Source organism: Chromobacterium aquaticum, from assembly GCF_021129195.1.
Taxonomy (GTDB): domain Bacteria; phylum Pseudomonadota; class Gammaproteobacteria; order Burkholderiales; family Chromobacteriaceae; genus Chromobacterium; species Chromobacterium aquaticum.
The window spans coordinates 1-25,425 of record NZ_JAJOHW010000033.1 but is presented as its reverse complement, the minus strand read 5'-3'; the positions used below and the strand labels follow the sequence as shown (position 1 = coordinate 25,425).

At 63.0% G+C, this 25,425-nt stretch carries 13 protein-coding genes; 4 read left to right on the top strand and 9 right to left on the bottom strand.

Annotated elements, in window-relative coordinates:
* Positions 1-15: 15 nt before the first annotated feature.
* The 5 genes from LQT98_RS05590 to LQT98_RS05570 all read right to left on the bottom strand — a co-directional run bounded on the left by LQT98_RS05590 (position 16) and on the right by LQT98_RS05570 (position 4,384).
* Complete coding sequence (locus LQT98_RS05590; RefSeq protein ID WP_231461433.1) at positions 16-1,299, bottom strand: mechanosensitive ion channel family protein; 1,284 nt, start codon at positions 1,297-1,299, stop codon at positions 16-18.
* Between the two features lie 36 nt (positions 1,300-1,335).
* On the bottom strand, positions 1,336-2,049 hold the full coding sequence (gene lolD / locus LQT98_RS05585; RefSeq protein WP_231461432.1) for a lipoprotein-releasing ABC transporter ATP-binding protein LolD: 714 nt from the start codon (positions 2,047-2,049) through the stop codon (positions 1,336-1,338).
* Positions 2,042-3,286 (bottom strand): lipoprotein-releasing ABC transporter permease subunit, encoded by a 1,245-nt coding sequence (locus LQT98_RS05580; protein ID WP_231461431.1) that lies wholly within the window; start codon positions 3,284-3,286, stop codon positions 2,042-2,044. The genes lolD and LQT98_RS05580 overlap by 8 nt, the downstream gene beginning before the upstream one ends.
* Before the next feature lie 78 nt (positions 3,287-3,364).
* Positions 3,365-3,586, bottom strand: coding sequence for a hypothetical protein (locus LQT98_RS05575; protein ID WP_197081402.1), 222 nt, complete (start codon positions 3,584-3,586; stop codon positions 3,365-3,367).
* 75 nt (positions 3,587-3,661) lie between these two features.
* Positions 3,662-4,384: a C40 family peptidase gene (locus tag LQT98_RS05570; RefSeq protein WP_231461430.1), complete on the bottom strand. Its 723-nt coding sequence runs from the start codon at positions 4,382-4,384 to the stop codon at positions 3,662-3,664.
* A 287-nt stretch (positions 4,385-4,671) separates the two neighbouring features.
* On the opposite strand from LQT98_RS05570, the gene LQT98_RS05565 reads away from it, so the two are divergent.
* Both LQT98_RS05565 and LQT98_RS05560 read left to right on the top strand, forming a co-directional pair.
* The gene (locus tag LQT98_RS05565) at positions 4,672-6,354 is read left to right on the top strand and encodes an ABC1 kinase family protein (protein WP_231461429.1); all 1,683 of its coding nucleotides are present in this window, start codon (positions 4,672-4,674) and stop codon (positions 6,352-6,354) included.
* Between the two features lies 1 nt (position 6,355).
* Positions 6,356-7,168 (top strand): hypothetical protein, encoded by an 813-nt coding sequence (locus tag LQT98_RS05560; protein ID WP_231461428.1) that lies wholly within the window; start codon positions 6,356-6,358, stop codon positions 7,166-7,168.
* A 4-nt stretch (positions 7,169-7,172) separates the two neighbouring features.
* Here the strand turns inward: LQT98_RS05560 and LQT98_RS05555 are convergent, their stop codons facing one another.
* Positions 7,173-7,811, bottom strand: a complete 639-nt coding sequence (locus LQT98_RS05555; protein ID WP_231461427.1) for a hypothetical protein — start codon at positions 7,809-7,811, stop codon at positions 7,173-7,175.
* Positions 7,812-8,499: 688 nt separating this feature from the next.
* Between LQT98_RS05555 and LQT98_RS05550 the strand changes: the two genes are divergently transcribed.
* Together LQT98_RS05550 and LQT98_RS05545 are read left to right on the top strand one after the other, a co-directional pair.
* Positions 8,500-8,925, top strand: coding sequence for a hypothetical protein (locus LQT98_RS05550; RefSeq protein WP_231461426.1), 426 nt, complete (start codon positions 8,500-8,502; stop codon positions 8,923-8,925).
* A 283-nt stretch (positions 8,926-9,208) separates the two neighbouring features.
* The gene (locus LQT98_RS05545) at positions 9,209-10,201 is read left to right on the top strand and encodes a DUF2860 family protein (RefSeq protein ID WP_231461425.1); all 993 of its coding nucleotides are present in this window, start codon (positions 9,209-9,211) and stop codon (positions 10,199-10,201) included.
* A gap of 586 nt (positions 10,202-10,787) precedes the next feature.
* On the opposite strand, the gene LQT98_RS05540 is transcribed toward LQT98_RS05545, so the two are convergent.
* The 3 genes from LQT98_RS05540 to LQT98_RS05530 all read right to left on the bottom strand — a co-directional run bounded on the left by LQT98_RS05540 (position 10,788) and on the right by LQT98_RS05530 (position 25,380).
* Entirely contained in the window at positions 10,788-11,003 is a 216-nt protein-coding gene (locus LQT98_RS05540; RefSeq protein WP_231461424.1) for a hypothetical protein, read from the bottom strand.
* An 878-nt stretch (positions 11,004-11,881) separates the two neighbouring features.
* Entirely contained in the window at positions 11,882-12,199 is a 318-nt protein-coding gene (locus LQT98_RS05535) for a hypothetical protein (RefSeq protein ID WP_231461423.1), read from the bottom strand.
* Positions 12,196-25,380, bottom strand: a complete 13,185-nt coding sequence (locus tag LQT98_RS05530; RefSeq protein WP_231461422.1) for a hemagglutinin repeat-containing protein — start codon at positions 25,378-25,380, stop codon at positions 12,196-12,198. The genes LQT98_RS05535 and LQT98_RS05530 overlap by 4 nt, the downstream gene beginning before the upstream one ends.
* Positions 25,381-25,425: the final 45 nt, after the last annotated feature.

The window sequence follows — 25,425 nt, the reverse complement described above, 5'->3', positions numbered from 1 at the left end:
GGCGTCTCCCCTGCCTTATTCTTGCGGCTTGTCGTTGAGTATGCGGATTTCCCGCTGCGGGAACGGCATTTGAATGCCGTGCTGCTGGAACAGCCGCCAGATTGCCATATTCAAATCGGATTTCAAGCCCATGAAGCCGTTTTCCGGGTCCGCCACCCAGAAACCCAGCTCCAGATTGATGCTGCTATCACCAAACAGCGTGACGAAGCCGCGCGGCGCCGGCTCCTGCTGCACCCGCGGATGATTGGCCGCCTGCTTGAGCAATTCCAGCGCCTTGTCCAGATCGGTGCCGTAAGCCACCGACACCGGCAAGCTGGTCCACATGCTCTTGTCGGAGTACGACTGGTTGACCACGGTGTTGGACATCAGCGAGTCATTGGGAATCAGCGCCTCGGTGCCGTCCGCGCCCTTGAGCACCACATAGCGCGAGGTCATCTTGGTCACGTAGCCGACGCGATTCTCCACCATCAGCCGGTCGCCGATGCGGATGGAGTGGTCCAGCAGGATGATGAAGCCGGACACGAAGTTGCTGGCGATCTTCTGCAAGCCGAAACCCAGACCGATACCCACCGCGCCGCCGAACACCGACAGCACGGTCAGGTCTATGCCCACCACCGGCAGCGCGATCAGCACCGCGGCGATCAACAGCCCGGTGCGGGTCAGCTTGGCGAACACGATGCGCAGGCTCGGGTCCAGGTGCTTCAAATTCATCAAGCGCGATTCGATCAGGCGGCTGGCCCACAAGGCCACCACTACGATGATGGACACCCACAGCAGGCCATTCAGAATGGTCAGCATGTTCAGCCGGCTCTTGCCCACCGAGAACGACATCGACTCCAGCCAGTCGATCACCACCATGTCGAAGCCGATGGCCCAGCTGACGAAACCCAGCCACAGCGCCGTGGCCAGGAAGTGCTCGGTGTGGCGTTCGAAACGGCCCTTGGGCAAGGCCTGGCGCACCACCGCGCAGCACAGCCGGATCAGCGTCAGCCAGAACAGCATCGCGCTCAACAGATGCAGGATCATCGCCCGCTCATGCAGCAAATGCACCCAGGCCGAGCGCGACAGCAGCACCAGCGCCTGCGCCGCCACCGGCAGCACCAGGCGGAAGCCGACATAGGGCAGGAAGCGCTCATAGCGCTCCGGCGCATGGGCGAAGACATGCTTGAAGGTGAAGCGGGCCAGGTGGAAGGCGATGAAGATGCACAGGACGCCGATGACGGCCTCCATCATCCCGGATGAAGTCTGCAAAATATCCAGCAAGGCATCAAAATCGATTTCTTCACGCTTGAACAGCAATGTGGTCTCCTAAGTTTGAAACGGGTCCGAAAACAATCAAAGCGCCAGGCCCGCGCTGTCGGCGCGCTCCGGCGCCAGTTCGGCCAGCCGGCCCTCGTTCAGCCGCAGCGTGCGCTGAGTGCGCGCGGCCAGGTCCAGATCGTGGGTGACGATGATCAGGCTGGTGCCCAGCGTGCGATTCAGCTCCAGCATCAGGTCGAACACCTGGCGCGCGGTGTGCACGTCCAGATTGCCGGTGGGCTCGTCCGCCAGCAGGCAGGCCGGCTGCGTCACCAGCGCGCGCGCGATCGCCGCGCGTTGGCGCTCGCCGCCGGACAACTCGCCCGGCTTGTGCTGCAGGCGCTGGCCCAGGCCCACCCGTTCCAGCATCTCGCCCGCCATCCCTTCCGCCTGCTTGCGCGCCATGCGGCGGATCAACAGCGGCATCATCACGTTTTCCAACGCGCTGAATTCCGGCAGCAAGTGGTGGAACTGGTACACAAAGCCCATCGAGGCATTGCGCAAGCGGCCGCGCTCGGATTCGGACAAGGTCGCCAGATCGCGGCCCAACACCTCGACGCTGCCCTGGCTCGGCGTGTCCAGCCCGCCCAGCAAATGCAGCAGCGTGCTCTTGCCGGAGCCGGACGCGCCGACGATGGCCAGGCTGGCGCCCTTCTCCACCGACAGGCTGACATCGGACAACACCGTCAACTGCAGCTTGCCCTCGTTATAGGACTTGCCCAGCCCTTGGCACGACAACACATTACTCATAGCGCAAGGCCTCCGCCGGTTGCGTGCGCGCCGCGCGCCAGCTGGGGTACAGCGTGGCCAGCAAGGCCAGCGCCAGGGAAATCAGGGTGATGGAGGATACATCGCTCCACTGCACGTCGGACGGCAGATAGTCGATCACATACACCTCGCTGGACAGAATCTTGCTGCCGATGATGCGCTCGATCACCGGCACGATCACGCCCAGGTTCAAGGCCACCACCACGCCGAAGACCACCCCGGACAAAGTGCCCAGCACCCCGGCCACCGAGCCCTGGATCATGAAGATTTTCATGATGCTGCCAGGCGAGGCGCCCAGGGTGCGCAGAATGGCGATGTCCGCCTGCTTGTCGGTCACCACCATCACCAGCGTGGACACCAGATTGAACGCCGCCACCGCCACGATCAAGGTCAGGATGATGGTCATCATCCGCTTCTCGATCTGCACCGCGCGGAAATAATTGGAATTGCTGTCGGTCCAGTCCGTCACCAGGTTCTGCGGCAGCTTGGCGCGCAGTGACGTCTTCACCGCCGGCGCCAGCATCGGATCGTCCAGCTTGAAGCGCACGCCGCTGACATTATCGCCCAGCCGCGACAGCACCTGAGCATCGCGCAGATTCACCATCGCCATCGACGCGTCGAACTCGAACATGTCCACCTTGAAAATGCCCACCACGGTGAACTGCTTGGAACGCGGCAGCATGCCGGCCGGCGTGATCGTGCCCTGCGGCACGAACAGCATCACCTTGTCGCCCAGGCCCACGTTCAACTGACGCGCCAATTCCGCGCCCAGCGCCATGCCGAACTCGCCGGGACGCAAATCCTCCAGCTTGCCGGCCACCATGTGGCTGCCCACGTCCACCACCTTGTTCTCCAGCGCCGGCTCGATGCCGCGCAGCAGGCCGCCGCGGACATTGCCGTAGGCGGAAAACAGGCCCTGGCCGCTGACGAAGGGCGCCGCGGCCAGCACATGCGGCTGCTGGCGGCCCAGCTCGGCCGTCTGCTGCCAATGCTCCAGCCGGCCGTCGAAGCTGCTGATCTCCAGGTGCGAGGCCACGCCCAGGATGCGGCCGCGGATCTCCTTCTGGAAACCGTTCATCACCGACAGCACGATGATCAGCGTCGCCACCCCCAGCGCGATGCCGATGATGGAAATCAGGGAAATGAAGGAAATGAAACCGTTGCGGCGTTTGGCCCGCAAATAACGCAGGCCGATAAAGGCTTCAAAAGGCCAATGCATCAAAAAAGCCCCTTTCCGGAGCGAGTCGCGGGCCCGCCGCGCGCGGCGGCGGCCCGAGGGGGTGGATGAAAACGGCGCTCAGCGCCCTTGATAGGGGTTGTGCAGGCTTTGCATCACCTGCACCAGGAAATCCTTGACCTGATGCTCGTCGCAGCCCATCAGCACCGCGTCTTCCAGCGCGTCCTGCGCCAGCTGCGCCAGCTCCTCCAGGTTCTCCTGCATCACCTTCAGCTTCTCCACGCAGGCCACCACATTGCCTTGTGGGTCCTTCCACACCGGAATAGTCACGTTCAATGCCATCGTTTCACTCCAAAGCACATTGCCCGCAATGCGGGCAATGTCAATCCTGCTATCGTTACCAGCTTAAACCGCCAATCAACGCTTGGCTTTTTTCTTGCCGCCGGCAGCCGCCTTGCCGCCCTTCTTCGCGGCGCCGCCCTTGCCGGCCTTTTTGGATTCGGCCTTGCCGCCCTTCTTGGCCGCCGCCTCCACCTTGCACTTCTTGCCCTTGCGGCACTTGACCGCGGGCGCGCTGTCCGCCACCTTGCGCACCGGCGCCGCCACGTTCAGATCATCCGACGTGTCCGCCGCCTGCGCCGCCGTGCTGCGGTTCACCCGCCGCGCGCCGTTGAAACGGCCGGCCCAATAGCTTTGATTGATATTGGCCACCTCGATATTCTTGCCGGTGCGCGGCGCATGGATGAACTTGCCATTGCCCATATACATGCCGACATGCGAATACGTGAAGCCGCGGGTGTTGAAAAAGACCAGATCGCCGGGCACGAGTTCGCCGCGATTGATGGATTTGCCCACTCGCGCCATTTCGGCGGACGTGCGCGGCAGATTCACCTTCAGCGACTTTTGAAATACATAGCGGATAAAGCCGCTGCAATCCAGGCCGTTTTCCGGCGAGTTGCCGCCAAAACGATAGGCCACGCCCAACAGGCTCATGGCTTGCAACAGCAGATCCCCCACCGCGTCTTCCGCGGGGGAGGAGAATTTGGATATGGGATCGTCCTGGCCGGACTGCGCGCTAGCTTCCGCCGCGGGGCGCCCTTCCGGAGGGGCCTTTTCCGGCGCCGCTTCAGCGAATACCATAAAGCCCGCCAGCACCAGAGTCATTAAGCGGAGTTGCAATTTCATAGGCCGAACTCTATCGGACGGGGGCGGCAGTGTAAAGCCGCAGGCAGGCCGTTTCCGGCGCTTTGGGCCGCCCGGCTTGAGCCCTGGCTTGAACCTTGGCCGAGACAGCCGCCACTAATGGCGTACAATCCATCGCAATGGCATGACGGACGGCGAAAACCCCGCGGCAAGGCCGCGTCGGCGCGCCCGCCCGGCAAGCCCTTGTTTTTGAGCGACAACCCCATGCCCACAAGGCAGCATTCATGCTGAGAGAAACCCTGATCGCCATGCGCGACCTGCCGCGGCTGAAAGAAATCAGCGGCATCCTGATCCGCCACGGCCTGGGCGAATTCGCCCAAAGGCTAAAATTACCGCGCGCGGTGGAAAAAGCCGGCCAATGGCTGAACCTGGACCTGCCGGAATCCGCAAGCCGCCCGCCCACCCCGGTGCGCGTGCGCCTGGCCTTTGAAGAACTGGGCCCCACCTTCATCAAGCTCGGCCAAATCCTGTCCACCCGCGTGGACGTGTTCCCGCCGGAATGGATAGCCGAATTCGAAAAACTGCAGAGCAAGGTGCCGCCGGTCAGCCCGGAATCGGTGCGCAGCCTGGTCAAGGCCGCGCTGGGCGCGGAACCGGAAGCGCTGTTCGCCAGCTTCGACCTCGAACCCATAGGCTCCGCCTCCATCGCCCAGGTCCACCGCGCCACCCTGCGCGACGGCCGCGAAGTGGCGGTCAAGCTGCGCCGCCCCGGCATCGTGGACAAGGTGGACGCCGACCTGCGCATCCTCAATCACCTGGCCGGCCTGCTGGAACTGGAATTCCCCGACGTGCGCCGCTTCCAGCCGGTGGAAATCGTCGGCCAGTTCGCCCGCTCGCTGAAGCGCGAAATGGATCTCGCGGTGGAAGCGCGCAACTCCGAACGCTTCGCCCGCGACTTCGCCGACGATCCGGAAGTGCAAGTGCCCAAGGTGTACTGGGACTACACCAACGCCGCCGTCAACGTGCAGGACTACATCGCCGGCGTGCCCGCCACCCGGCTGGAACAACTGGCCGACAGCGGCCTGGACCCGGTGCTGCTGGCCCAGCGCGGCGCCGACGCCGTGCTCAAGATGATCCTGATCCACGGCTTCTTCCACGCCGACCCGCACCCCGGCAATGTGTTCTTCCTGCCGGAACACCGCATCGCCTTCATCGACTTCGGCATGGTGGGCCGCATCAGCCATGGCCGCCGCGATGAAATCGTCGACCTGCTCGCCGCCGTCGCCAACCGCGACGAAGCCGGCATCATCGACGTGCTGATCGAATGGACCGGCAGCACCCCGGTCAACGAGCGCCAGTTCGCCCACGACGTGGCCGAATTCCTGTTCCAGTACGAACACGTGCCGCTCAAGGGCATCAACATCAGCCAGCTGATCGGCGACATCATGGCGCTGATCCGCGACCACTCCATCCTGCTGCCGCCGGACATGGCCATGCTGTTCAAGGCGCTGATCACCCTGGAAGGCCTGGGCCGCCAGCTGGACCCCAACTTCCAGCTGATCGCCCACATCACCCCCTTCGTGCGCGAGCTTTCCATCGCCCGCTACCACCCCAGCGCCCTGTTCAAGCGCGGCCGCCACTCGCTGAGCGAAGCGCTGTCCATGCTCTCCAGCCTGCCGCGCGACCTGATGCGCATGGCCAAGGACATGCGCCACGGCAAGTTCCGCGTCAACCTGGACCTGCAACGGCTGGACAGCTTCGGCCGCCAGCTGGACCGCAGCGCCAACCGGCTGACCATGGGCATCGTCACCGGCTGCCTGATCATAGGCTCCTCCATCGTGATGACCGTCAACGCCGGACCCAAGCTGTTCGGCCTGCCCTTCTTCGGCTTCATCGGCTTCATGCTGGCCATGTTCAACAGCGTGTGGCTGGTCTGGGCCATCTGGCGCTCCGGCAAGGAATTGTGACATGAGATCGAAACGAAAAACCCTATTGGCGGCCGCGCTGCTGAGCCTGGCCGCCGCCGCGCAAGCCGCCGACGTGATCACCCTCAACTGGCGCGACGGCGACGAAGTGGCCGCCGCGCTGCGCCCGCAACTGCGCGACGGCGAAAAGCTGGGCGCGCTGGGCAACCAGCTGATCCTGGACGCCCCGCCCGGCCGCAGCGCCGAGCTGCGGCGACTGATCCGCCAGCTGGACGTCAAATCCTCGTCCCTGCTGGTGGAAGTGGCCCAGGACGGCGTCAGCCGCGAAAGCAAATCCGCGGTGCAACTGGGCGGCCAGGTGCAGGGCGGCGGCTACAGCATCAGCACCGGCAAGCCGATGACGCTGCGCCCCGGCAGCCAGGTGGTGATCGCCGGCGGCGCCAGCCAGTCCAACGCCCGGCTGCAAGCCAGCCAGGCGCTGCGCATGCTGGACGGCAAGACCGGCTTCATCGAGATAGGCAGCAGCCGGCCGCTGCCCTGGCTGATGTTCGGCGCCGACGGCCGCCCGGTGGTGGGCGTGCGCTACCAGGACGCCGTCACCGGCTTCTACGCCCGGCCGCGGCTGCGCGGCCAGCGCGTGACGCTGGAACTGGCCGCCAGCCAGCAAGCCTTCAACGGTCAGAACCTGGACAGCGCCAAACTGGCCACCACCGTGGAAGGCGCGCTGGGCGAATGGCTGACCGTGGGCGGCATCGGCCGCGACCAGAGCGGTCAGGAAACCGTGCTCATCGGCGTCAGCCGCAGCAATGTGCAGCTGGAGCGCAGCATCAAGGTGCGGGTGACGCCGGCGCAGTGAGCAACTACTCCGCCGGCGGCAGCCCGCGCTCATTGTCCGGCAACTCGCCGCGGCCGCCGCGCGGCCCGCGCGCGATGCGCCCACCGCTGCGGGAAATCGTCCGCGGCGAATCATAAGCCGAGGCCGGGCGCTCCAGCCTGGCCTCCAGCTCGCCGCCACGCCAAGTCCACACCATCGCGTTCAGGCGATTGCGCGGCTGACGCGCGCGCCAGCCGCCGTCATCCTCGTCCACCGCCATCGCCCCCTCCTGATTGCAACTGGCCACCAGCGTCCAGCTGCGCACCTGGTAATCGCGCAGCTGCAGCAGACGATAAGCCGGCGCGCACTCCGCATCGTCCGCGCGCAACAGCACCAGCGCGTCCTTGCCGACGACGCGCGCATCCACGATGCGCACCCGCTCCCATTGCGGGTCCAAAGGCGCCACAAACTGGCGATCATAGAACTTCAGCTCAAAGCGTCCGCCCAGCGACGAGCGCAGCACCAGGTGATTGCCGGCCAGCGGCACATCCTGATGCACGAAGGCCAGGGCCTCCTGCCAATCCAGCCGACGCTTGAGCGAGCCATCGGCGGCGCGCTGCTGCGAGCACGCGGACAAGGCCAGCGGCAACAACACGGCCCAGGCAAAGCGGCGCATTCTCGTCATGCCAGCCCTCCCGCGGCATGGTTGCTGATCGTTCCATACTACCACCAACCGTTTTCGCCCCACCCCCGCCGCCGTCAAGTTCCTGCCCCGAAAATCGCCGCCAGCGGCGCTTGCCGGGTGCGCCGTGAGCCCGCAAGAATGCATGAAGCGCCGGGATTGCAAGCCGGAATCGAAAAGACAACACTATGCTGATGCCTTCAACGGCGGGCCGTGACGGGGAGGCCTATGGCCTTGCCGGCCCTTTGCACCGGTCTCTCAACCCTGCCACGCGCCCGCCTTCCCAATTGAGGTCAGGATGATGAGCGAGAGCAATGGCATGACTCGCCTTCCAAAACCGCTTCGCCATCGCCACCTCCCAATCCAGAGCCGGGCCTCTCGCAAGCATAAGCCCTCGCCACGCCGTGATCGGAGCAGCCCAAGGCACTAAGCCCGGAGAGGCGTCGCCCGCCGCGCTTGCCTAGCGCGCCAGGAGCCGGCAATAATGCGACCGTGCTTCTATCTCGAAGTACCGGGATTGCAAACCCGGAATGGAAATGACAAAGCCATCGCTAATGCCTTCAACGGCGGGCCATGGCGGGGAGGCCTATGGCCTGCCGGTTGTCTTTTCCCGGTTTTGCAATCCCTGTCATGCGCCAGCCTTCCCGATTGCAAACGGGGGTGCAGGGTTTACCATGAAAGGAACCTGCACATGACACTACCTCCCAAGCCGCCTCGCCGCCGCTACCTCCCCAACCCCGAACCCCAGCCCTATCAGGCCCTGCCCTTCGCCGCGCTGCGGCCGGACCAGCCCAGGGTGCACTGCTGGCAAGTGCCGCCGACGAACGACCGTCAGCACGCCTATCTGCTGGGCCGGGAATACGCCGCGCACTTCCTCGTGTTCCTGCAAGACAACCCCGGCAGCCCGGACCACTTCCTGCTGGCCCGCATCGCCGGCGATGTCGACTTCGACGCGCCCGGAGCCGAACGCGGCTACTGGGCCGGTTTCTTCCACCTGCTCGAACTGGTGCTGGCGCAAAGCATCGCGCAGCTGGACGTGTTCGACTACATCGATCGGCTCAACACCTACGAAGCGGCGCTACGCCAAATGATGCGTAAACCGCCGCCTCATATTTAATATATGCACTAAGCCGCGACGCAACGGCGTCGCGGCCGGCAAGCACTGCGCCCGCTGGCAAATGCGCAACAAGCCAGCGCCTAAACCCGCTCGTTTTTCAAAGCGGTGCACGAATAAGAGACATTCCACTCGCTTTCCGGCTACTATAAGCGGCCGAATCAATATGCATAAGACATAGTCGTTGCTCATGCCTATCCGTTCATCAGATTGCAATATCGCCGTGCGCCACGGCGTAGCGACCACTGGAAGTCCATAGCACCCTCATCATCAAAGGATTGTGAACATGCGCAATATAAGCATTGGCCTCAGCGCCCTGCTGCTCGCGGGCCTGGCCGCCGCCGACCCCATCCCCACCGAAAGCGGCTTCAACGGCAGCGTCGGCCTGGGCGTGGGCGGCAACAAGGTCAAGTCCAACCTCTACAAGGGCGACAAGAACCAAAGAACCAACAGCCTCAACGACTCGCCGGAATCCCATAACGACACATTCGCGCTGCCGGTGCTGAGCCTCAGCTACACCTTCGCCGCCAGCCGCACCCAGATCGTGTTCGACAGCCAGATCCACGACCCGCTGGGCATGGACGACACCCTGGAACTGGGCGTGCGCCAGGAAGTGGGCAACAACGGCATCGTCTCCGCTGGCCTGCTCTACGGCGGCCTCAGCAAAAACACCTGGACCGACCCCTACGCCGTGGGCGTGGACCGCGACAGCACCAAGCGCAAGTCCACCGGCCTGCTGCTGGGCTGGGAAAACATCATGGGCACCGGCTTCAAGGCCCTGCTCACCCAGCGCAACATCAAGATCGACGACGAGCGCAGCGGCCAGAGCGTGGCCAGCCTGAGCGCGGCCGACCGCGCCACGCTGAACCGCAACGGCGACGCCACCTTGCTCAAAGTGGGCTATGAATGGGCATTCGCCCCCAACCAGACCCTGACTCCGGGCCTGGTATGGGGCAAGGACAAGCTGGACGGCGGCGCGATGAGCAATAAGAGCGCCGGCCTGAGCCTGGACTACGCCTACAGCAGCGACCTCAACACCTTCACCGCCGGCCTGCTCTACCGCCAGCAACGCTTCGACCAGGCCAACCCGCTGTTCAACAATAAAAAAGCCGACAGCAAGGCCTTCGCCATCGATGTCGGCTATCTGCGCCACCAGTTGTTCGGCTACAAGGCCTTGTCCGGCTTCGTCAGCGCCGCCTACGGCAAATCCAACTCCGACATCAGCTTCTACGATGCCGGCATCAGCTCCTTTGGCACGGGCTTGGTTTACTCGTTCTAAAGCCTCCGCGCGCCCCTGCTTGCTTCACCAGGGGCGCTGCGTCAAAGCCTCATTCCGTCATCAGGCGATAAAACGGCTCCTCGCGCAAGGCCTGGCTTTGCGCGAGGAGCCGTCTCTGCCGCTGCGGCAACTGGTTTCAATGCCTACGCTCACAGCTTGATCTTCAACCCTTGTAAACAGCCATCAAGACAAGCCAAAACCCGTGAATGCGGGTTGCTTTATTAGCGACCAAACAGAGCGCTATACCTTATAACTCACCACACAATTCAATAGATCATTTACAAAGCCATCACCAACCTGAGTGGAGTCTAAAGCTTGGATCGTAAACTCCCCAGGCCACTCATCAAAAAATAGCTCACACTCGACACCTTGCCATTCAAAATGGTAGACATGTGCATCAAACACCTCTCCACAGAACAAATACCGGACATTCCTGGCAAGCATTTTAGAAAGCAAGTCAGAGGCAAATCCCGGAAATGCATGCCAATTCAAACCAACATCCTCGACCAAGACATAACTACGATCTTCCGATGACCTTCTCAAGCTAATGTTCATTTCTTACCTGACCACTTTACTTTCCAACAACCTACTCCATCAAGTTATTTTTGAAACGAGAAACAACCTCGTAACCCGCGCCCAGCTCTTTTTGCAGCTTCTGCTGTAGCAAGCGCTCCCAATTTCTCACTTCATTTTTTAAGATAGGAAAACGCTCAGCCAGAAAATATTCAATTCGGTCATCATCAAAAAGTCGCCACAGGCAATGACAGAAATACTCAGGATAAAGTCGGATAACTTGCCTCATCTAACAAACCCATAAGTACAACCTAATGCTTGCCTCGCTTCAAACCAAGTAAACCAATGAGATCAACAAGGTAGCGGGCTCCATGGAGACCTAAAGCTCGCAAGACTCTGGTCCGACAACATCTGCGTCAACACAAACTCATGGTATAGTTGAAGTGCCACGAGGATGTCGCTGCAAACAGTACGTGCATCCCATTCATGCTCGGCAAAGAATTCTTTACCGTTGTAGGGCGCATCCTCACCCCCCCCACCACTCCAAAAGCTCACTCTTTGGGTCTTCCGAGTTTGTAAGCAAAACAATTCTAAATTTTCCACCTATAGCTTTAAGGTTTATCGAACTAACAAACAATGCTGTCGGCGGCTCTACCTCTATCTCTACAAACCCATCAAAATCATATGCTATTCTTAATAGCCTCCTCCACTACACCCCAATTTGGATTCACAACATGATTGGCAGGTGGCGGCATCGAATTATCAAGCGAGCGGATTTTCAAACTAGCCTCATGAAAAAACAATGCCATTACCGCGGCTCCCTTTCTCATTGACTTTTTCTTAAACAGTTAGACAAGTCGGAAAATTTTATTGTTTATTATGAAACTTGCTGCCAGTCACACTCAACCCAAAGCCACGACAACAAGATAGATCAAACATAGGCTTATCAAGAAGACACATTGTCATGACGCCATCTTCAAGCAACTCCAAGCAAATAAAAGACCATCCAGATGCAACCTAAAGTCACGCCGCCAGCATAGCTAGCACCAACAAGCCCACACGATTCACAGCAAAAAAACCCGCAGCCGCGGGTTTTTTTGCAATGCAGTTCCTTCTATACAACACCTAAAGGTCGAGATCCGTTCGTGGCCTTGATGAGCTTACTTCTCAATAAATAAAGTTGGTATAGGCCTTGCCATCAGCATCAATAGACAATACAAATTGCTTCCAAAAACCACCTGTATGATGAAGCATGATCTCATGTAGCTCATGCACTAACTCCGGCACTTGATTTTGTGGGTTTTTCAAAAGCTTAGACTTACTCACCCCTTGTGCAGTATAAGAAAAACTAAAACCGACAGCCCAGTCCTTTTCGCTACACTCATACTCAAAATCACAATGAGCCTCGCTATACGGTTCTTCTGCTGACTCATGTACAATTTGAGCCAACTCAGTCAATAGTGCCACCTGTCGTTCTATGCTCATCTTCCGGCCTCATTTTTAAAAGACTTACTAATTATTTTTCCATTTATCGAATAATCGATAAGTAAAGAATCCGGCCGAGGAGAAGCCGCATTACCTCTAAAGAACTTAACATTAACGGCATCAACCACGCCCCCCTCCTTCAACGTTCTCTTAATTTCATTTTCCCACTTCTTGTATGCCGAATTATTGAAGTTCTTATCCTGCGGAAACAAGTTATATCTATCACAAGTGCCGCCAAGCCTGCAAGCCTGAATGTGACCACCCACATCCGAGACAAGCCCCTCCTTGCCTACTGCAGTTTGCCTCGCATCTCTGATGCCTTTTTGCAAGGACGGAGTAAATGAAATTTCTTCAACATAACCATGGGCGTTAGTCTTAAATTCAGTACCATTGCTTAACTTAACATGCGTATTGGGCGGCGGATCGTTCAACAACTTATAACCAGAAGTACCTTTGATTGCAGTTCCAACATCAACTTCAACCACCGCCAGAACCTTGCCTCCAGTTTGCGCCCCCTTTTGAACGACCTCGGCGACATGTTCAGCAGCCTTACCACCTTTTGTGGCCAATTCTACCGCTTTGTCCACTTTTTTGATAGTACCAGCACCACCTCCGCCAATGGGAAGATTCGCAGCTTGCTCACCCATCATTCGCCCGATTTGCTTACTATCTCCTGAAGCATAAGCCTGAGCCAGCTTCTCCCTATCTGCAGGCGTCATCATCCCTAACAAATACGGCCAATTCTCAGGGTTCTTCACATACTCCCATGCAGCACCTGCAGTCTGCTTTATATGATAACTAGCTTGTTCATCGCCCAGCACGGCTTTGCCTAATGTACCCGCTGCACCAAATGCCTGTACGACCCCATCGAACACTGTTCCAACATAACCAGCCGCAACATCTTTCACATAAATACCACCCATGCTGTCGCGAGCCAGTTGCAAGGCTTCTTCCTTTTCAGTTCCATACCAGAGTGAAGGAAGGCTTTCATTAGCCCTAATATATTCCGCACCAGCTTGCCTTACCTCCTGTCTTAGCTGATTGCATTGATTGCTATTTACTCCCTCACACTTATCCAGCCCCTGATCTCTAATCTTGCTAATTGCCTCGAGCTGTTTAATTTCTTTTATACAGTTACTATCACAATTAGCTTTCGTTTTCAGATCCTCAAGGCGCTTCGCCTCTTTATGCTTAAGGTAGTTGTTCTCCACCTCATTCTTAGCCGTCTGCGCCCCAGTCAACGCCCCGGCACTATCCCCCCCAGCCAGCGAGCCCGCCAGGCTGCCCGCCATCGTGGTCAGCGCGGAGATGGTCTGTTTCTGGGACTCGTTGAGATCCTTGACTGCTTTCCCTGGGTATAGTTGGCTAAGCAGCAATTCTGCCACGACGGGAGCCGCTGCGCCGCCGGCCGCCCCCGCTGCCGCGCTTTCTCCCTTCATCTGCGCCAGCGTCGCGCCCAGCAAGGCGTGCGCCATCACATTGGCTTCCTTGTTGCCGTCGGTCATGTTCTTGACCACGCCGGCCAGGTAGGGTGCGGCGGCGCCGCTGATGGCCGCCTGCACATTGCCGCCGGCCAGGCCTTGCAGCGCGGCGGTGGCGGCTTGGGCGGCACGCTGGAAATCGCTGTCGGCCCCCCATTTAGCGTTCAGCTCCTTATATTCCTTGCTGTCCGCATATTTGGGATTGCGTCGCAACTCCTCGTTCGCCTTCATCATCATCTCAGTGGCGACGATCTGGGTGGCTTGCGCGCCGATCTGGCCTACCAGCTGTGCTTCCTGCAAGCGGTTGAGCTCCTTCTCCTTATCGAAGATAGGGCTCAGGCCGTTGGCGGCGTGTTCGGCGTCGCGGCTCAGGGCTTTCAGGTCTTGTTGCTGTTTGTCCTGGTCGCGGACCTTGATCGCCCCTTCGCTGACCGCGGCATAGGTGGTGGATTCGGCGTGGCCGCTGCTGTTGCCGCCGCCCAGCACGCTGCTGGCGCCCTGGCTCATCAGCGTGCCTTTCAGCGTGCCGGTGAGGCTGCCGCCGGTGCTGAAGCCGAAGCTTTGGCTTTCCACCTTGAAGTCCGCCTGGTTGTGCTGATTGCTGAAGCCCAGCGTGCCGGTATCCAGCGTGTTTTTGTCGGCCTTGGCGGTGCTGGCGATCACCGCGCCGTCCAGTTGGGTGTGGCGGCCCACCTGGATGTCGAAGCCGCCCTGGCCGGCGTAGAGGCCGGTTTGCTGCTGCACGCTGACAAAGTCGCTGTCCGCCTTCTGGCGGCTGCCGCTGATGGAGGCGCTGCCGTTCATGCTGCCGAAAGTGAAGCTGGCGCCGGCTGAGATATTGCTTTGCTGGCTGTGGTAGTAGTCGCGGTCTTGCTGGCTTTGCAGCGTCAGATTGCGGCCGATGTCCGCCACCACGGTCTTGCCGCTGGCTTGCGCGCCGATCAGGCTGGTATCGCGGCCGCTTTGCAGGTTCAGGGTGTCGCCGGCGCTGAGCACGGTTTCGTTCCAGCGGCTGCCATTGCCCTCCTCCTTGCCCTTGCCCTTGTTGGCGTTGGCGAACACGGAAATGCCCGCGCCCTGGCCTATGCCTATGCTGACGCCCACGTTCCAGCCGCTGCTGTTGTTGCCGCCGTGCTGGCTGTCCTGGTGATGGCCGGCCTGCAGCTGCAAGTCGCGCGCGGCGTCCAGCGTCAGGTCCTTGCCGGCCTTGAGATGGCCACCGGTGACGCTGATGTCCCCATCCTGCGCCTTGCCCTGGGCATCCTTCGCGCCGCTGCCGGTGGCGGTGAGGCTGAGATTGCCGCCGGCGGTGAGCTGGCTGCCCTGGCTCTGGCTTTGCTGGCGCTGGCTGTGGGATTCGCTCTTCTGGCTGCCCACCGACAGGCTGACGCCGACAAAGCTTTGCTCTTCCGCCGGCTTCAGCATTTCCTGCTGATAGGCCTGGTAGGCTTGATAGCCGGACAGGCCGGCCTGTATGCCTTGCAGCGCGGCCAGGCGGCCGCTGGGCGCCTTGCTCAGTTCCTGCGCCTGTTGCACCGCGGTATTGGCGGCGGAGCCCACCGCTCCGGACAAGGCCACGGTCAGGCCGCTCTTGCTGGCTTCGTGCTTCTCGTCGCGCTGATAGCGGTTGGCCACGTCTTCGACACGGATGTTCTGCGCCAACACGTCGATATCGCCGCCGGCGACCAAGTCGGAGCCCTTGATCAAGGCATTGCGGCCAGCATCGACATTGACATGGCCCAGCACGCTGCCAACGGTGCTGCTGGTATGGCTGACGCTGGTTTCGCCTACTTGGTCTCGCTGTTTCTGGCTGCCGATGCTGAAGCCGATGCCGCCGCTACTCAGCAAGCCGGATTTCTTGACGCTTTCGTCCCTATGGCTGTATTGGGTGCTTTCCGCGGTGGTGATGCTGACATCGCGACCTGCGATCAGGTCGGCGTCATGGGTAGCGGCAACACTGCTGCCAGCCACACTCAGGTCACGCCCAGCTTGCAGCACAATGCTGTCGCCGGACAAGCTGCTGCCCTTGGCGGTGGTGCTGTCCATTTCAGCGCGAGTCTGCTTTTGGGTGCTGCTAAGAAAGCCCTTGCGCGTGCCGCTGCTCTGCAGCAATTCGGTTTCGTGCTCGCTTGCAGCGCCGATATCGATATCACGCCGCGCGCTCAGCTTCAGCGTGCCTTGTTCGCTATCTATGGTGCTGGCGCGCACGGTCAGGTCGCTGCCGCGCGCCTGGACGGTGACGCCCTGCTGGCCGCTGATCTGGCTACCCATCGCTAGGTCGCTGCTGCTTTGGATGCGCTGACTGCTGCGTTTCTTGCTTTCTCTATCGTCATCCTGGGCGTGGCGCATGGTCTCGAGGATGTCCACCTTTTCGCCGGACAGCAGCACTTGTCCCTGCTTGCTATCGATGGCGCTGCCCTGAATGCTCAGGTCTTGTCCCGCCACAACCGTAACGCCGGCACCGCCGCTCAACTGGCTGGCATGCAGGGTGTCCGCGCTATGGCTGGCGTTGACGTTGGAACTGGCGCTATTGGCGCTGAGCTGGCCGTTATTGGTGGTTTTGTCCGCCCGCACCGTCAGTTGGCCACCGGCACTGGCCAGCAACTGATCGCGCGCCTGGGCGCTGGAGCCGGTCACGCTGAGATCCTTGCCAGCGCTGAGCTTGATCTTGCCGTCGGATTGGAGGCTGGAGCCCTGCGCCTGCTCCCAATGGCCGCTGTAATGCGCAACGCCACTGCCGCCCACCTCGCCGCCAAGACTGCTGTCGCGATTGCCCATGCGGCCGGCGAGCAGATCCAGACTGCCATCGCGGCTGCTGCGGGCGGTGCTGATGCTCAGGGTGTTGCTAGCGGACAGGCTGGCCAGCTCCGAGGCCTTGACCTTGGCGCCCAGCAGGGTGATGTCCTGGCCGCTCAAGCTGATGTCGCGCCCGCTGACGGCGGCCTGGCGGCCGGCGTTCTGCAGATCGGTGTCCAGCGTCAGGCTGTCCGCCAGCAGCTTGACGGTGTCGGCCTGGATCAGGCCGCCGGTGTTGCGGATGACATCGGCCTTGGCCACCAGGCTTTGATCGGCTTGCAGCTTGCCGCTATTGCTCAGGCTGGCGGCGGACAGGCTGAGGTCCTTGCCGGCGATCACCGCGCCGTCGCCGGTGAGCCCCACGGTGTTGTGCGCCAGATAGACGGTGGGCACCAGCACGGTTTGCGGCCCGTTGGCGGTGTGGACGGTTTCGCTGACCATCCAGACGATATCTTGCTGCAAGGCGGCGATTTGCGCCGGCGTCAGCGCCACCCCGGTGGTGAGCCGGAAGTCCTTGGCCACGTTGACGCCCTGGTTCATCAGCGCCTTGAATTGCTTGGTGGCGTCTTCGCCGCGCAGCGATGGGCGGCCGGTCAGCGCCAGGATCTGGTCGCGCACCAGCTTTTGCTCGTAATAGCCGTCGCCCAAGCGCTTGTGCACGCCGGCCGGGTCGTAGTTCAACTGTTTCAGCATGTAGTCGCTGCTGACGAAGTTGTTGTACTCGGTGAAGCGGCTGTCGGTCTCTATCAAGTAGGGCGCCGTGGGGCTGGGGTTTTGCTGGAACAGCTGGTTGTTGGGCAGACGGTCCAGCAAGCCGGGCTGGGCGGCGCTGCCCTTGAGCGGATGCGTTTGCGCGCGCGGCTGGGCCGTGGCCACTTGCGCGGCGGCGGGGCCGCCGCCGGCCTGGGCGTGCTCCAGCTTGGCGCCTTCAAGCGCCGGGCCGACTGTGGACGGGTTTTGCTCCAGCTTGACCTGCTGTGCCGCCGTGCCGGCTTGCACCGCGGCCACCGCGTTATGCCCGGCGCTAGGGGCGATGCGTTCGCCCGCGCCCAAACTCAAGGGCAAGGCCTCCGCGCCGGATTGCACCTGGCCCAGGCGGCCGGCCTGCGGCCCCTGGCCGCCACGGGCCTGGCCGGCGCTGGCGGCGGTCTGCGCGCCGTCCCAAGCCGCCTGTTCCGCCTGCGCGGCGGCCTTGGCCGCTTCGGCCACGCTGACCTGGGCCGGATTGACGGTGATGTTTTCTATGCTGGGCGCGCGCACGCTGACGCCCTGGTGACCGGCGATGGTGGCGTCCAGGGTTTCCAGCGCCGTGGTCTTGTCCAAGGTGTAAGAGCGATACCAATGGTGGCCGACGTGACGATCATAGTGATCCACGCCGGTTTCCTGCCGGCGCTCATTGATGGAGTAAGCGCGGTTGACCACGCGCGCGTCGCCGCCGCCATTGTCCTGACCGTTGATGGTCAGATTGCCATTGGCCGCGATGCTGCTGGCATCGTTCAACAGCTGTCCGCTGATGGAAATACTCATCTGGCCGCCAGCGCTGAGCGTGGCCACCGCGCCAGCGGAAATCAGCTTGTCCACGGTGCGGGTACCGTTGGCCGAACGCTCGCGGAAGTTGTACTGGTCCTCGATATTGTTCAGTTCCAGCGGGTTGACGTGCTGGTTGGGGTCCCATTGTTCGATATTGGAGGAGCCGAACTCACGTTGGACGATTTGCTGATACGGGCAGGCCTCCCCCTTGCCGTAGCAGGCGCGGCCTTCGTAGAAGGTCATGTCGTAGCTGCCGTTGGCGTTTTGCTTGATCGCGTTGTAATTGACCCAGAGCTGCTTGTCGCCCAGAAAGCGCACCAGCGCCTTCTTATTGGCGGCATCCACTTGCAGGATGGTGCCGTACTTGCTGCTGGCCGCCGCCGCGTCGTTGAACGGCAGGTTCTGGGTGGTGGCGCTCAGGTCACCGGTACCGTAAGCACCCCAGGTGCGCCAATAGAAGTTGTACTTATTCCAACGATAGGTGCTGGATTCCGCCGCGCGCTGGATATTGACGTGGGTGCGCTGGTTGTTGAGCCGGCCGGCGCGGATGGAAACATCGCCTTCGGCCTCTATGGTGGTGGAAATGTTTTCAATCAGGTCGCCGCTGCTCAGACTCAAGGCGCCGCCGCTGTAGATGTAGCCGCTGTCGCGGTTGCTCAGGCGGCTGCCCGCGTTGAGGCTGAGGCTGCGGGTGGCGGCCAGCACCGCCTGGCCGCCGTGGTTGTCGATGACGCCGCCGTTCACCGTGACGTCGCGGCCGCTGATCATGCCGGTGTTGTCCAGCGCCGCCGCGGTCAAGCTAAGTTGCTCGGCGTCCAGCCGGCCCTGGTTGAGCGCCTGGCCGGTGCTGTTGATGTCCAGCTGGCCGCGCGCGGCCAGCTTGGCGCCGGCGGCATTGCTGAAGCTGGCTGCTTGCAGCCTGATGTTGCCGGCGTTGGCCCATTTTCCCTCATTGCGCAGGCTGCCGCTGGTGCGCAGGCTCAGCGCGCCCTGGCTGGCCAGGGTGTCGCCGTCGCGGAAGACGTAATCCTGCCGCAGGTCCAGACTAAGGCTGGCCTGCCCCACCATCTTGCCGCCCTGGTTGTTCAATTGCCCGGCGTTCAGGCTCAGCGCCTGGCCGCTGCTGACCGCGCCGCCCTGGTTGTGCAGCAGGCTGGCGCGCAGCCGCTGGTCGCGATCGGCGATCAGCTTGCCCTGGCGGTTGTCGATCTGGCCGCTCAGTTGCGCGTCCAGCGCGCCCGCGGTCTGCACTTGGCCGTATTGGTTGTCGAAGCCGCTCAGGCCCAGGCTGATATCGCCCAGGCTCAGCAGGCTGCCATAGCGGTTGCCCAGTTCGCCGGCGCTCAGCGCCAAGGCGCCGCGGCTGCTGAGCATGCCGCCGGCGTTGTTGACCGCGGCGGCCTGCAGCCGCAGGCCCTGGTCGGTGATGATCTTGCCCTGGCTATTGTCCAGCGCGCCGCTCAGGCTCAGTTGCGCCGCGCCGCCGCTTTGCAGTTCGCCGTCCTGATTGAGCAACTGCGTCAGCTGATAGCTCGCATCAGCGCTGCTGATCAGCTTGCCGTGTTGGTTGCGCAGCACGCCGCCGTCCAGCTTCATGGCCTGCCCGCTATTGATCAGGCCGCGCTGGTTGTCCAGTTCGCCGGCGCTCAGTTGCAGGCCCTGATTCGCCACCAGCTTGCCGCCCTGATTATTCAGCAGGCCGGCGCTGCTCAGCGTCATTTCGCCCAGGGTCTGCATCTTGCCGTCGCGGTTGTCCAGCGTGTCCAGCGTCAAGCTCAAGCCGTGCTGGCTGGCCACCGCGCCATCCTGGTTATCCATCTGGCCGGCGCGCAGCTCGATGCCTTCGCCGCCGGCCAGCGTGCCGTGCTGATTGCGCAGCGCGCTGCCGTCCAGCCGCATCGTGCGCTGAGCGCTGATGCGGCCCTGCTGGTTCTTGATCTCGCCTTGGCTCAGCAGGGTCAACGCGCCGCCGCTTTGCAGCTTGCCGCCGCCATTGTCCAGTTGATCCAGCTGGATCTCGCCGTCGCCCAGGCTGGTGATGCGGCCGCCCTGGTTGCTGGCGGCGCCGGTTTGCAGCTTGAACGCGGCGCGGCTGACGATGTCGCCATCGTCGTTGTTCAGGCTGCCCGCTTTCAGGCTTTGCCGCTGGTTGCTCAGCAAGGAGCCTTTCGCATTATTCAGCTGGCCGCTGGCGCTCAAGGTCAGCGCGGCTTCGCTTTCCATTGCGCCGCCGGCGTTGTCGATCTTGGCGGCCTGCGCCGTCAGGCCGGCGCCGGCGCTGATCGCGCCGCCGCGGTTGTCCAGGCCATCGTTGGCGGACAGGTCCAGCGCACCGCGCCCGTCGATGATGCCGCCCTGGCTATTGTCCAGTTGTTGTCCGCTGGCGTTCAACGCGCCGCCGGACAGTAGCTTGCCGCCCTGGTTGTCCAGCTTGCCGGCCTGGCTGCGCAGCTCCAGTTGTTTCAAGGCGCTGAACTGGCCCTTGCGGTTCAGGAGTTCACCCTGTGTCCGCACGTCCAGCTTGCCGTCGCTGTGCACCTTGCCGCCGTTGTTGTCCAGGCTGGCCAGCTTGAGTTCGGCATCCCCCAGGCTGAGAATTTCGCCGCCGCGGTTGCTGGCGGCGCCGCTGTCCAGTTTCAAGCCGGCGCGGCTGCCGATGCTGCCGCCGTCATTGTTCAGGCTGGCGGCCTGCAGGCTCTGCGCCTGCTCGCTCAGCAATTTGCCGCCGTGGTTGTCCAGCGCGCCATCCACCTTGAGCGCCTGCGCGCCGGTGCTTTCCAGCGTGCCGCCGACATTGCTCAGCTCGCCGGCCTGCAGTTCCACCGCCGCGCCGCCACGAATGCGGCCGCCGTCATTGCCCAGTTGGCCGGCGCTGTGCAGCGTCAGCTTGCCGTCGCCGTCGATGACGCCGCCCTGGCCGTTGTCCAGCTGTTGCGCGCTGAGCGCCAAGGTGTCGCCGGCCTGCAGCTTGCCGCCCTGATTGTCTATCTTGCCGTCGCGGCTGCTCAGCCTCAGTTGTTGATCGGCGCCGATCAGTCCGCGCGCATTCTGGATGTCGCGTTGCGCGGCCAACTGCAGTTGGCCGCCGCTCAGAATCTTGCCGTCGATGTTCCGCAAGCTATCCAAGCGAAGCTCGCCCTTGCCCAGGCTGGCGATGGTGCCGCCCTGGTTACTGGCCGCGCCCGTCTGCAAATCCAAGCCTTGCAGGCTGGCGATCTCGCCGCCGTCGTTGTTGACGCTGCCGGCCTGCACGCTTAGCGCCTGCTTGCCGCGTAGCTTGCCTTGGCCATTGTTCAAGGCCTGGTCGATATTCGCGCTGACGGCGGCCTCGCCTTCCACCACACCGCCTGCGTTCTCCAGTTCGCCCGCTCGCAGCGCGATGTCGGCGCCGCTGCCGATGCGACCGCCGACATTGTCCAGCCGGCCGGCGCTGTTCAAGCTCAGCTTGCCACCGCCATCGATAACGCCGCCCTGGCTATTGTCCAGCAGCTTCGCGCTGGCGTTCAGCGTACCGCCGGACAGCAGCTTGCCGCCTTGGCTGTCCAGCTTGCCGCCCTGGCTATGCAGTTCCAATTGTTTCAAGGCGCTGATCTGACCCTTGCGGCTCAGGATGTCGCCCTCTGCCCTCAGCTCCAGCTTGCCGTCGCTGTGCAGCTTGCCGCCGGCATTGTCCAGGCTGGCCAGCTTGAGTTCGGCATCGCCCAGGCTGAGGATTTCGCCGCCGCGGTTGCTGGCGACGCCGCTGTCCAGTTTCAAGCCGGCGCGGCTGCCTATGCTGCCCTGGTCGTTGTTCAGGCTGCCGGCCTGCAAGCTCTGCGCTTGCTCGCTCAGCAATTTGCCGCCGAGGTTGTCCAGCCTGCCGTCCACCTTGAGCGTCAGCGTGCTTGCGCTTTCCAGCTCGCCGCCGGCATTGCCGAGGCCGCCGGCCTGCAGTTCCACCGCCGCGCCGCCATGGATGCGGCCGCCGTCATTGCCCAGTTGGCCGGCGCTGTTCAGCGTCAGCTTGCCGCCGCCGTCGATGACGCCGCCCTGGCCGTTATCCAGCTGTTGCGCGCTAAGCGCCAGCGTGTCGCCGGCCTGCAGCTTGCCGCCGGCATTGTCTATCTTGCCGTCGCGGCTATGCAGTTCCAGTTGCTGCAGCGTGCTGACCACCCCTTGCTGGTTCAGGATGTCGCTCTGCGCCCCTAGCCGCAGCTTGCCGTCGCTGAGCAGCTTGCCGCCGACATTGTCCAGGCTGGCCAATTGGAACTCGCCATCGCCCAGGCTGAGGATTTCACCGCCGCGGTTGCTGGCGGCGCCGGCTTGCAAGCTCAAGCTCTGATGGCTGGCGATCTCGCCGCCGTCGTTGTTGACGCTGCCGGCCTGCACGCTGAGCGCCTGCTTGCTGCGCAGCTTGCCTTGGCCATTGTTCAAGGCCTGGTCGATATTCGCGCTGACGGCAGCCTCGCCTTCCACCACGCCGCCTGCGTTCTCGAGTTCGCCCGCTCGCAGCGCGATGTCGGCGCCGCTGCCGATACGACCGCCGGCATTGTCCAGCCGCCCGGCGCTGTTCAAGCTCAGCTTGCCGCCGCCATCGATGACGCCGCCCTGGCTATTGTCCAGCAGCTGCGCGCTGGCGTTCAGCGTGCCGCCGGACAGCAGCTTGCCGCCTTGGCTGTCCAGTTTGCCGCCCTGACTATGCAGTTCCACTTGCTTCAAGGCGCTGATCTGGCCCTTGCGGCTCAGGATATCGCCCTCTGCCCTCAACTCCAGCTTGCCGTCGCTGTGCAGCTTGCCGCCGGCATTGTCCAGGCTGGCCAGTTTGAGTTCGGCATCGCCCAGGCTGAGGATTTCGCCGCCGCGGTTGCTGGCGGCGCCGCTGTCCAGCGTCAAGCCGGCGCGGCTGCCTATGCTGCCCTGGTCATTGCTCAGGCTGCCGGCCTGCAAGCTCTGCGCTTGCTCGCTCAACAGTTTGCCGCCGTGGTTGTCCAGCCTGCCGTCCACCTTGAGCGTAAGCGTGCTTGCGCTTTCCAGCGCGCCGCCGGCATTGCCGAGGCCGCCGGCATGAAGTTCCACCGCCGCGCCGCCATGGATGCGCCCGCCGTCGTTGCCCAGTTGGCCGGCGCTGTTCAGCGTCAGCTTGCCGCCGCCGTCGATGACGCCGCCCTGGCTATTGTCCAGCAGCTTCGCGCTGGCGTTCAGCGTAGCGCCGGCCTGCAGCTTGCCGCCTTGGCTGGCTATCTTGCCGTCGCGGCTGTGCAGCTCCAGCTGTTGCAGCGTGCTGACCACCCCTTGCTGATTCAGGATGTCGCCCTGTGCCCGCAGCTCCAAATTGCCGTCGCTGTGCACCTTGCCGCCGGCGTTGTCCAGGCTGGCCAACTTGAATTCGGCATTGCCCAGGCTGAGGATTTCGCCGTCGCGGTTGCTGGCGGCGCCGCTGTCCAGTGACAGGCTGCCGCGACTGCCTATGCTGCCGCCGTCATTGGCGAAGCCATCGGCTTTCAGCATCTGCGCGCCGGCGCTGAGCAGCTTGCCCTGATTGTTGTCCAGCAAGCCCTGGGCGCTCAGCCTCAGTTTCCCCAGGCTTTCTATCGCGCCCTTGGCATTGCTCAGCGCGCCGGCGCTGATGGCGACATCGGTATTGCCCGCCAGCAGACCGGCCCGGTTGTCCAGCAGGCCGGAGGTATTCAGCACCAGATTCTTGCCGGCATCGACACGGCCGCCGTCGCGGTTGTCCAGGCTGCCGGCCGTCAAGTTCAAACCGTCCGCAGCCAGCAGCTTGCCGTCGCGGTTGCCGGCGGCGGCATCGATTCGCAGCGTGAGACCGCGCGCGCTTTGCACCGTGCCGCCGGCATTGTCCAGGCTGCCGGCGTTCAGGCGCAGCTCGGCGTTGCCGCCGATCAGGCCGCCCTGATTGCTCAGATCTTGCCGCACGCTCCAGGACTGCGCCGTGTCGCCCAGGGCCAGCAGTTTGCCGCCGCCGTTATCCAGCCGGCCAAGGCTCAGCGCCAGGCTGTTGGCCTCGATGCGGCCGCCGCGGTTGTCCAGCAGTTGGCCGATGCGGAAATCGCCGCTGCCCTGGCCTATCTGTTCCCAAACGCCGCCCTGATTGCTGAGCGCGGCGGCGCTGGCCCGCCATTGACCGGCTTGCAGCTTGGCCGCGTCGCTATTGAGCTGCCCGCCGGCCTGGATGAGCAGCCGGCCGGTGTTCAAGCTGGCGCGGCTGAGGCCCAGCCCGTTCTCCGCCGTCAGCGTCACGCTATCCTTGGCGCGCAGTTTGGCGTCGGCCGCATCCAGCGCCGCCGCCTTCAATTCCAGGCTGGAGCCGGCCAAGGCGTGGCCGCTCAGTTGCAGCTTGTCGCCGGCGTTCAGGCTCAGCGCGCCGCTCGTTCCCACTTGCCCCTTGTCGTCGCTGCCGGCGGCGAAATCGCCGCTGGCGGCGATGCTGCGCGCCTTCACCGTCACATCGCCGGCCGCCGCCACGGTGCCGCTCTGGCGCAGGGCGGCGTCGCCGCTCAGCTCCAGCTTGCCGCGGCTGTAGCTGGCGCCGCCGTGTTCGATGTCGCCGGCGGCATGGTATTGGATGTCGCCGCCGTTCTGGCGGCCGTTCAGGGTCAGTTGGCCGGCGCTGTCCAGCTTCAGTTGCTCGTCGCCGCTCAGTTGGCCGCTGCTGCGCACGCCGACGCCGGCCTCGGTGGCCAGCAGACGGATCTTGCCGGCGTACATGCCGCCCAGTTGCGCCACGTCGATGGCGAAGCCGGGCCGTCCGGCGCTGTCCGCCGCCAGGGCCTGGATGTTTTGGTGATCGGCGCTGATGCGGTTGCGGCCGGCGCTGACGCTAAGCTGCGGCGCCCAGATGCCGGCCTGCACTTCCACCGCCCGCGCCATCAGTTCGGCGTATTCGGTGCTGCCGGCCTGCATGCCGGCGCCCTCGATGCGGATGACGCCGCTTTCCACGCGGTAGCCGGCCAGGCTGCCGTCCGGGTTCAGTTCCGGGCGGCCGGTGGTCAGGGTCATGCGCCCGGCGTTGATGGTGCCGCAGCCGTCGCAGAGAATGCCGGAAGGGTTGGCCACGATGACCTGGGCGCGGCCGCCGGCCACTTCCAGGAAACCGCGCAGCTGGCTGGGGTGGGCGCTGTTGACTTCGTTGAGGATGACCCGCGCCGGCGCGGCCGGATTGAGGTTGGGGTTGCCCTGGATCCAGCCGCCTAGCTGGGTCTGCACGCTGGTGGCGCTGTTATTGAGAATGGCCCCGCCCTTGTTGACGTCGAACTGGCTGTACTGGTTGCGCGACACCCCGGCGGCGCTGGGCGCCTGGATGTTCACCTGCGGCAGGCCGTTGGCGGTGTTGATCACGCTGGGGCGTTGCGCCGCCGGAGCGTTCGGGTCCGCCACGATGCCGCCGGCCAGCGCGGCGGCGCCGGCCAGCGCGCACCAACT

Coding starts and splice junctions, on each gene's coding strand:
- lolD (WP_231461432.1), bottom strand. CDS start 2,049: ATGAGTAATGTGTTGTCGTGCCAAGGGCTGGGCAAGTCCTATAACGAG.
- LQT98_RS05580 (WP_231461431.1), bottom strand. CDS start 3,286: ATGCATTGGCCTTTTGAAGCCTTTATCGGCCTGCGTTATTTGCGGGCC.
- LQT98_RS05575 (WP_197081402.1), bottom strand. CDS start 3,586: ATGGCATTGAACGTGACTATTCCGGTGTGGAAGGACCCACAAGGCAAT.
- LQT98_RS05570 (WP_231461430.1), bottom strand. CDS start 4,384: ATGGTATTCGCTGAAGCGGCGCCGGAAAAGGCCCCTCCGGAAGGGCGC.
- LQT98_RS05565 (WP_231461429.1), top strand. CDS start 4,672: ATGCTGAGAGAAACCCTGATCGCCATGCGCGACCTGCCGCGGCTGAAA.
- LQT98_RS05560 (WP_231461428.1), top strand. CDS start 6,356: ATGAGATCGAAACGAAAAACCCTATTGGCGGCCGCGCTGCTGAGCCTG.
- LQT98_RS05555 (WP_231461427.1), bottom strand. CDS start 7,811: ATGACGAGAATGCGCCGCTTTGCCTGGGCCGTGTTGTTGCCGCTGGCC.
- LQT98_RS05550 (WP_231461426.1), top strand. CDS start 8,500: ATGACACTACCTCCCAAGCCGCCTCGCCGCCGCTACCTCCCCAACCCC.
- LQT98_RS05545 (WP_231461425.1), top strand. CDS start 9,209: ATGCGCAATATAAGCATTGGCCTCAGCGCCCTGCTGCTCGCGGGCCTG.
- LQT98_RS05540 (WP_231461424.1), bottom strand. CDS start 11,003: ATGAGGCAAGTTATCCGACTTTATCCTGAGTATTTCTGTCATTGCCTG.
- LQT98_RS05535 (WP_231461423.1), bottom strand. CDS start 12,199: ATGAGCATAGAACGACAGGTGGCACTATTGACTGAGTTGGCTCAAATT.